The organism is Streptomyces sp. NPDC048258, from assembly GCF_043201995.1.
Classification (GTDB): domain Bacteria; phylum Actinomycetota; class Actinomycetes; order Streptomycetales; family Streptomycetaceae; genus Streptomyces.
Window position 1 is genome coordinate 1 of record NZ_JBICZH010000056.1, and the last position, 7963, is coordinate 7963.

The 7963-nt window shown below is 68.3% G+C and carries 6 protein-coding genes; 3 read left to right on the forward strand and 3 right to left on the reverse strand.

The genetic code is table 11. The features are described 5' to 3' along the window. The first annotated feature begins 854 nt into the window (after positions 1 to 854). Positions 855 to 1154 (forward strand): hypothetical protein, encoded by a 300-nt coding sequence (locus ACGFYQ_RS41875; RefSeq protein ID WP_393752580.1) that lies wholly within the window; start codon positions 855 to 857, stop codon positions 1152 to 1154. Positions 1155 to 1681: 527 nt separating this feature from the next. Here ACGFYQ_RS41875 and ACGFYQ_RS41880 read toward each other — a convergent pair. Beyond that, positions 1682 to 3505, reverse strand: a complete 1824-nt coding sequence (locus ACGFYQ_RS41880) for a hypothetical protein (protein ID WP_393752582.1) — start codon at positions 3503 to 3505, stop codon at positions 1682 to 1684. 150 nt (positions 3506 to 3655) lie between these two features. Here ACGFYQ_RS41880 and ACGFYQ_RS41885 point away from each other — a divergent pair, with 150 nt between their 5' ends. After that, positions 3656 to 6445: a hypothetical protein gene (locus tag ACGFYQ_RS41885; RefSeq protein ID WP_393752584.1), complete on the forward strand. Its 2790-nt coding sequence runs from the start codon at positions 3656 to 3658 to the stop codon at positions 6443 to 6445. A gap of 234 nt (positions 6446 to 6679) precedes the next feature. Continuing rightward, positions 6680 to 7129 carry a helix-turn-helix domain-containing protein gene (locus ACGFYQ_RS41890; RefSeq protein WP_393752588.1) on the forward strand — a complete coding sequence of 150 codons (450 nt, stop codon included), beginning with the start codon at positions 6680 to 6682 and terminating at the stop codon, positions 7127 to 7129. Here the strand turns inward: ACGFYQ_RS41890 and ACGFYQ_RS41895 are convergent. Both ACGFYQ_RS41895 and ACGFYQ_RS41900 read right to left on the reverse strand, forming a co-directional pair. Next, the gene (locus tag ACGFYQ_RS41895) at positions 7092 to 7214 is read right to left on the reverse strand and encodes a hypothetical protein (RefSeq protein WP_393752590.1); all 123 of its coding nucleotides are present in this window, start codon (positions 7212 to 7214) and stop codon (positions 7092 to 7094) included. The two genes, ACGFYQ_RS41890 and ACGFYQ_RS41895, sit on opposite strands and share 38 nt — an antisense overlap. A 46-nt stretch (positions 7215 to 7260) precedes the next feature. Continuing rightward, on the reverse strand, positions 7261 to 7963 hold a 703-nt coding region (locus tag ACGFYQ_RS41900; RefSeq protein ID WP_393752586.1), incomplete at its 5' end, for a hypothetical protein.

The window sequence follows — 7963 nt, forward strand, 5'->3', positions numbered from 1 at the left end:
TTCGCTCGCCGGGGCTGGGCTTCGCCGAGCCGGGGCCGGCCCTTCGGGCCGGGGGCCTGCGCTTCGCTCCGGACGGGTTCGGATTCCGCTGCGCTCCACCCGAACGGCCCGCTCCGCGGGCGTGGGTGACCCCGTTTCACGGGGTCCGGGCCTACGGCCCGTTGGGCGGGGTCCGCTCCGCTCCCCCCGCCCCAGGGTCTTCCGGCTCCGCCTCCAGGCCCGCCCGCTCCGCGGGCAGCTGGCAGCAGTAGCGGGGCCGGCCTGGCAAGTCACCGAGAGGCCCTGGACGCCGGTTGGGCCGTACCCACCCCGCTCAGGCCGGGAGGACTGCCGTCGGCAAGGGCGAAGGGCTGGGCGCGGTCCTTTCGGGCGCGAGTCAATCTCCGCTGCCTGGCTTCGTCCCGATGCAGCCGAAACCTGACGAACCGGCGGCCTCCCAACCCATACTTGGTCCCTTCCATTCACAAGTGGTTGAGGGGGAACGCGTGGGGGCTACGCCGACCAGCGAGACGTCAGGACAGAGTGGCGGGGAAGGTCCCGCATCATCGCCCGCCCCTAGGAGACGACGGGGCGGAGAGGTGGCCGCGTGGATTTCGGCCGTCACCGGCCTCTTCGGCCTCCTACTCGGCTTCTACGGCCTACCAACTGTCTTCGACTCCCCCACAGCAAGCGGGAACGTCAACCCCACAGTCACGGTGACAGCGACCGTCACCGTCCCGGCGCCGACAGGAGGATCCGGGCCCGGACCGGAAGAAACAGGGACTCCGTCCGCTAGCCCTTCGGCCGCCGGCAAACAACAACGGGTCGACCTTGCGGTAACCAGCACCTTAAACCTCCTCCCAGACCCACCCAGGGTGGAACCGACCGCGGCGATTGACTCGAAGGGCATCTACCACACAATCGACGGCAACCTCCTCCCCCGCTCCGCCAACATCGTGCTACTCGATTCCGGCCAGCCAGGAACACAGGCCACATGCAAAGCGGAAACCCGCTACAGCACCGTGCTGAAGCGCGAGCAGCTGACCAAGGGCTCCCAGATCTGCCTAACCACCAACCAAGGCATCATCGGACTGCTCACGCTACGGACACCGCCCGGCCAACCCGGTGCCGCCAGCAACTACTACGGCTTCGACCTCACCTATTGGCGCCCCTAAACCCCGAGACAAGACCCCCACCGGCCAGGAAGGCAGAATCGGACAGCAGTGGCACTACCAGCCGGTCGCCCGACTCGTCCCGATTCTGCTGCGCTCCACCCGAACGGCCAGCTGACACCGCCCGGCACGGCAGCGCCCGCGCACCCCTCAGGGGACGCGGGCCCACGCCCGCGCCTGCTTCAATCTCACCCGCCGGATAGAACCTGGACTCAGGCCCACGCACCACTACGAGTACTTGAGAGACCTCCTGTTGCTACTCGGCGCGTCGCTCACCCATGCTTCGGCGCCGGCCTTCAGTGCGGAATCGTCGCCCAGACTTCAGCACGACGACCCGCACATACCCGAAGCGGCACGTCAGAGGGCGTGACACCCAGCTGCAGCCCACATGACGGACCACTGAAAAGCGTCCGCCGAATAGCAACCTGTACGGAGGCGGTCGCAGGTTCAAATCCTGTCCCGCTACTGAAGCAGAAGGCCCCGGACCCTGCAGGATCCGGGGCCTTCTGTCGTATCCGCCGTGTGTTCGCTCAGCCGGCACGGTGGAAGGTGAATGAGCGGAAGAATCCGCCGTCATCCGCCCATTCCACGTGCAAGGTGTTGCCCTCGGACTGGGAAACAATCCGGGTCGGGGTCTGGGTGCAAAAGCGCTGTGGTTCGGACGCCGTGACCGTCTCGGGGCTGAAGGTCAGGGCGTCGCCGATGGAAGCAAGTACGGAGAAGCCTTCGCAGTGGTGGGCGTCGCCGTCCCAGACGAATTCGGCCCGGGCGCGGCCGGGTGTTCCCTGGTTGATTGTCATGCGCACGGATGACGTGGGGTCGTTTCCGTCCTGGGCGCGCCATGTCCCGATGAACGGTGTGGGGATCGTCTGGATTTGTGGCGCGGTGCGGTGGAGGGTGGCTGTGGTTCCTTCTGCTTTCCAGGTGAGGTCGGCGTCTCCTTGGCGTCGGAGTGTGATGTCTCCGTTGGTGGTGCAGAGGTGGCTGGGGATTCCTGAGGTCGGGTTTGTCGTGAGGACGAGCAGTGTGCCGGCCGAGATGAGGGTTCCTTTTGACTGGCAGAGGGAGCTGGCGGTCGACGTCAGGATGTCCGCGGTCTCTGCGCCCACCGCGCCCTTGCGGATCTCGATCCGGCGCAAGGTAGGGGCTTTGTCTCCGGGCTTGGTGAATTCGCCTTGCCATGTGCCCAGGTAGTCGTCGGGGACCGCCGTCACGCTGGTCTCAGTCGAGCGGGTCGGATTCGGGGGCGAAGTTGGGTCGGTCAGCTCCGGGCTCGGGGACGGCGTGGGCGATGCCGGAGGTGAAGGGCTCGATGTCGGGGGCGGCAGGGAAGCCGCCGGGGCCGGTGTGGGCCGGTTCGCCTGTTCCAGCGGGGGTTGCTGACCGTTTCGCACAATGGTGACGGCGGCCACCGCTGAGAGGGAGGCGGCGAGCGTCACGGCAACGGCCATCATGACGATCAGGCGTCGGCGGCGCGACCGGTCAGAGGGTGGCGAGACCGTGGTGGGGCTGTGGGGCGGGGAGGTCAGGGCCAGAGCTTCGCGGGGGGTGTTCTGTACAGCTGTCGGCTCGAGGGTGTGCACACCCGCTGCCCGGGCGCTGAGTAGCCGGGCTGCGGCGTAGTGCTCGACCAGTGCGGTGCGGGAGACGATCAGGATGGCGGCGGCTTCGCGTGAGGCTGCCGTGTAGGGCACGGGAAGGTATTGATCGTTGCCGGGCCGGGCGTCGTCACGGGCACGGGATGCGGCATCTGCTGCGGCGGATGGGTCGTGTGCGGTGGCTTCGTCACGCACGCGGCGTACAGCGTCTTGGACCAGGCGGACTTGGTCCAGTCGGTGGTGTGCTTCACGCAGATCAGTGGCTGCCTGATCGGCGGCGGGAGCCAGAGCAGCCGCGTCGGCGCCCGGTGCCGTGCCGTGTTGTGAGGGCATCTGGAGGCCGGCGATGACGCCGAGGAGGATGTGGACCAGACGCTCCGCGTCCTGCAGAGCGACGGTGGCCTGGGCTGCCGCCTGTGCCGCCGTCACTCCCTCCACGGCGGTGCTCGGCTCGTCAGGGCCAAGAGGCTGCTGTGCGACGGTTGCCTGCTCGTGGAGGCGCTGGGCCAGCGCCCATCTCGCGGCGCGCGCTCGCTCATCTCGCACCAGGTCATGTACGAGGCGTTTGAGCAGGTGCAGGTGGATCGTTTTGGTCCCGGAGCGGTACTCGCCCCAGCTCGTTTTGCTGATCTTGTACCGCTTCGCAAGCTCACGGATCGTGAAGTCCTGGGTCAGATCCCGCAGGAACACCGCGAGCTCATTGGCTTCATCGGTTTCCCCCTTGGGCCCGCCCTGTGGACGGCCGGCCTTCACCACAGCGGCACTCCCCCGGTTGGTTGTCCGCGTTGTCCGCTCTTCCGTGTCGCCTGAACTGCGGTAACGGACAACGCCTATTGATGGACAATCAGACCAGGTCAGACCGTGGGGCTCCAGCACTTCCCAGACAAATTCCCTGGAGCGTCTCCTGTGGCCCACCTGCTTTCCCGTAACCGCACGAAGCCCCGACCCGGCGCACCAGCAGCGCGTCTGCGGCGCATCGGTGTCCTGCTCGCCGGCGCGATTACCGCCGGCCTGCTCTCGGCCGCCCCCGCCTCCGCGGACCCCGCCCCGGCCGCCCCCATTGCCCTGGCGTCGGTGACGGCGACCGCTGACGACCAGCTGTACGCGCTGGCAGCCGACCACTCCGCCGTCTACCGCTGGAACGGGGAGGGCACCGACTGGACCAAGGTTGGCGGACCCGCCCAGGACCTCTACGCCGGCGGAGCGGGACTCTTCGCCACCAGCCCCGGCACCGGAGCACTGAACAAGTACAACGGGCAGCCCGACAGCTGGTCCCAGATCGGCGGGGCGGGCGCCGACTTCGCCGTCACCGGCGACCACCTCTACGGCCTGAACCCCGACCGCACCGCCGTCTACGAATGGAGCGGCACCGGCACCGACTGGACCAAGATCGGCGGACCCGCCCAAGACCTCGAAGCCGGCGGAGCAGGGCTCTTCGCCACCAGCCCCGACGGCAAGCTGTACAAGTACAACGGGCAGCCGGAAACTTGGAGCGAGATCGGCGGGGCGGGCGCCGACTTCGCCGTCACCGGCGACCACCTCTACGGCCTGAACCCCGACCGCACCGCCGTCTACCAGTGGAGCGGGCACGGCAGCGAGTGGACCAGGGTCGGCGGGCCTGCCCAGGACCTCTACGCCGGCGGTGCCGGGCTCTTCGCAACCAACCGCACCGACGGGAGCATCCTGCGCTACGACGGCGGCCGATGGAGTGGTGTCGGTTCGGGGGGCTCCTCCTTCACCGTCAGCGGCCATCACCTGTACGGACTGAGCCGTGACCGCACCGCGGTGTCCGCATGGTCGGGAACCGACGCCACCTGGAACTCGCTCGGTGCTCCGACGGCCCCCATGCCAGCATCGGACACAACGCCTGCGGCTACGCCACCCACCGCGGACAGCGGACCGGCCTCCGCGCCGCCTCCCACCGCGCAGCTTTCAGAGGAGGCACAACCTGCCCCGGTGCTGTCCGTGACGGCCAAGGACAACCTGTACATGTTGCGAGCAGACCACAGTGCGGTGTGGCAGTGGTCCGGCGACGGCCAGGGATGGGCTGAAATCGGCGGCCCCACGGCCGCTGTCTATGCGGGCCGTGTGGGCACCTTCGCCACGAACCCCGACACGGGCAAGATCTACAAATACCAAGGTGGCCGCGAGTGGAGCGAGGTCGGCGAAGCAGGTGCGGCGTTCGCGGTCAGCGGCGAGCATCTGTACCGGCTGGCTCCCGATCGCTCCGCCGTCTACGAATGGAGCGGCAAGGGAACGTCCTGGACCCGGATCGGCGGACCGGCGAGGAACATCTACGCCGGCGGCGCAGGCCTGTTCGCCACCAACCCCGACACCGGCCACGTCTACAAGTACGACGGCCAGCCCGACAACTGGACCAAAGTCGGCGGACCGGGAGCGACGTTCGCCGTCAGTGACGATCACCTCTACGGACTGAGCCCCGACAAGGCAGCCGTGAACCAGTGGGAGGGCCAGTACACGTACTGGACACCGTTGGGAGGAGGCGGTGATCCCGCCACCGGCGACCCTGGCTTCGCCGTCGTAGCAGCTCTTGGCCCCCAGGGACGCGACTGCGCCCAGGCCGGCTCTCCTGAGGAGCAGGAGTTGTGCATCCATCCGGCGGCCAACGTCCCCGGCACCGTCGACGACGGCAACGTGTGGTGCAGCATGCACCAAGGCGTGTTCGAAACCCGGTTCTCCATCTGCTCCGATCACGTGTACCCGGTGCAGCTGAGGAACTTGCGTACTCAGGTGGTGCTGGGCAACGCCACGATCCGGATCCAGCAGGAGATCAATACCGAGCGCGATCAGACGTCCTTCACCGAACACGACATCGTCACCGTCTTGCGGTCCGACCCGTCCCTGGCCGGTATGCGACTGAATCTGGAAGCTATATGTGCGCCGAACTGCAACGCCAGCGCACCGGGCCCCTGGGAGGGCGAACTGCCTGCACCGGCCGGCACCACGCTGGAGGGCACCGTCGAACGACACTGGCAGAGGGTGCCGGGAGGCTCCCAGGAAATGAACTTGGCCTGGACATTGACCGCTTCGCTCCCCGACCCCTCCACCACCACAGGTACCACTTCGTGGGGCGGCGCGAAGTCGAAGATCCGGTGCGATGACACGTTCCCCAACCGCGCCCCCGGGTGCGTCGTGCCGGACTTCAAGCCCACCTACAAGATCGACCCCAAGTACGCGCAAGCCAGCGCCTTCATCCGCGCGGTACAGAAGAACAGCCCCCAACACGTGGGCATGCTGCCAGCCAACAACCCTAACTTGAAATCAGTCCCCCTGCACCGTGGCGACCCGAAGAAAATCGACGACAACCGAGGCGTGATCTGCCCCGACAAGGGCCCGAACGTCTACGTGAAACACCCGGCAACCCTCCTCTTCGACCCGCAAGCGCAATGCGACGAATACCCGTTCGCTGCGGCCGAGGAGAGCGGCGCTCAGTCAGGCATCAGCTCCGGCAGCCAGTGCGGGCAGTACTTCGTCTCCCGCCCCACCCCTGCAAGCCCGCCGGTGCTGGCCCCGGATAACCGGGTGACCAACAACCCGCTCGTGTCGAACTGCGGCAGGGCGAGCATGCCCAAGAGCGAGAACGGTGGAGCTGGCAGCCCCCTGGGCACCTTCGCCGTGTCCTGGCGGCTGCAGATAGGGGACGCCTACTGGGTCGACGCCGGCAAGGTCCCCTAAACCGCCCCGGCACCCGCGCCCGGGCCGAGCAGCGCATCGCCCTCTTGCTCGGCCCGGCCGCACCGGGCGCACCGTTCAGCCGCCCGCCGACGGATGCCCGGACCGTTCCCAGAACAGCTCCGCGTCGCGCAACTCGGCAAGGACCCGGTCCTTAGATTCAACCGGTCAGAGCAACAGTGCAGGTTGAGGGCGGTACAAGTGGCAAGACTGGGTCGGCCGGGCATGTCGGACGAGATGAAGACCGACCTGTGGCGGCGGTGGAAGGCCGGCGAGTCGATCAGCGTCATCTCGAGAAGCATAGGCAAGCCGCCCGGCTCGGTGTTCACCGTCCTCAAGCACCACGGAGGAATCGCTCCCCTGCCCCGCAAGGAGCGCGTCGGAAGTTTGACTCTGGGCGAGCGGGAGGAGATCTCCCGCAGGCTGTGTGCCGGCGATTCCTATCGGGCGATCGCCGCTCTCCTTGGGCGTGCCGTGTTCCCCGCCGGCTTCGAGCGATCCGTCCGCGTCAGCGGGCGGGGCGGGTGCTGGACGGTGAGGAACCGAGCCGCCAGACCGAGGGCTTCTGGGCGCGGTAGGTCTCGCCGCTCTCGATCCGGGCCTTGTTCCTGGCGAACTCCCGCTCGGCTGCTGACAGCTGCCGGGGCGTTCAGCCCGGGTGGCCCCACCCGTTGGTCACCTTGGTGATGGCCTCGCCTTTGCAGTAGTCCTTGAAGCAGGCCGGGCAGGTGCCCGGGTACGCGGCCCGCAGCGAGCCACGGGGCAGCAGCACCGCCGATTTCGCCGTCTGCTTCGCGGCGGCCTTCTTCCCGGCTGGCTTACCGCCGCCGGCTCTCTTCGCCGCCTGCATTTGCTTGATTGCCTCGCGCTGTGCCTTGCCGGGCCGCTTCCTCTTCGGCTGCTGCCCGCTGGTCGTCCTCGCGCACCGGATGCAGTGCGGGGTCCTCGTCCCGGTTGGCGTACCGCTGCCTGAGCGCTCGGCCTCTGTCGACCATCTCGGTGACGGAGTCCATGAGGTGACGCATCTGCTCGGCGGTGTACCCCAGAGCCTCCTGGTCGGTGCGGGCCTTCTGGAGGGCCCGCATTGCCGTCAGGTCGAGCACCGTCTGCGGCTCGTCGTCCAGGCTCTCCGACTCGACGTCGGGGGCGGCGTCCGGGAACGGCACGAGGAGCTGCTCGGGCATCGCGGCCTGCTGGTGCACGGTGACGTCGTACATGGCCCGGCCGGTACGGCGGGCGGTGCGCAGCTGGGCGGCCAGCATGGTGGAGGCGATCACCGCGCGGTCGTAACGCAGCGGGACGCGCGGGATGTCCCACTCCCCCGCCTCCAGCGGCAGGCGGGGTGTATCGGGGTCGCCGGGGCCGGCCGGGGGCTGCTGGTCCGAGTCGGGTGCGGCCGTGGGCTGCCGCCAGCGGGTGGGCGGCGGGTCGGCCATGGCCAGGCGGGCGGTGTAGAGGCGGTAGTCCGACATGAGGCCCCGCACGGTCTTGGGTTCGCTGATGTCCACGCAGTGCGCGGCG

What these genes read in the sequence shown, in the direction of transcription:
- ACGFYQ_RS41890 (WP_393752588.1), top strand. Translation starts at nt 6,680, where the DNA reads ATGAAGACCGACCTGTGGCGGCGGTGGAAGGCCGGCGAGTCGATCAGC.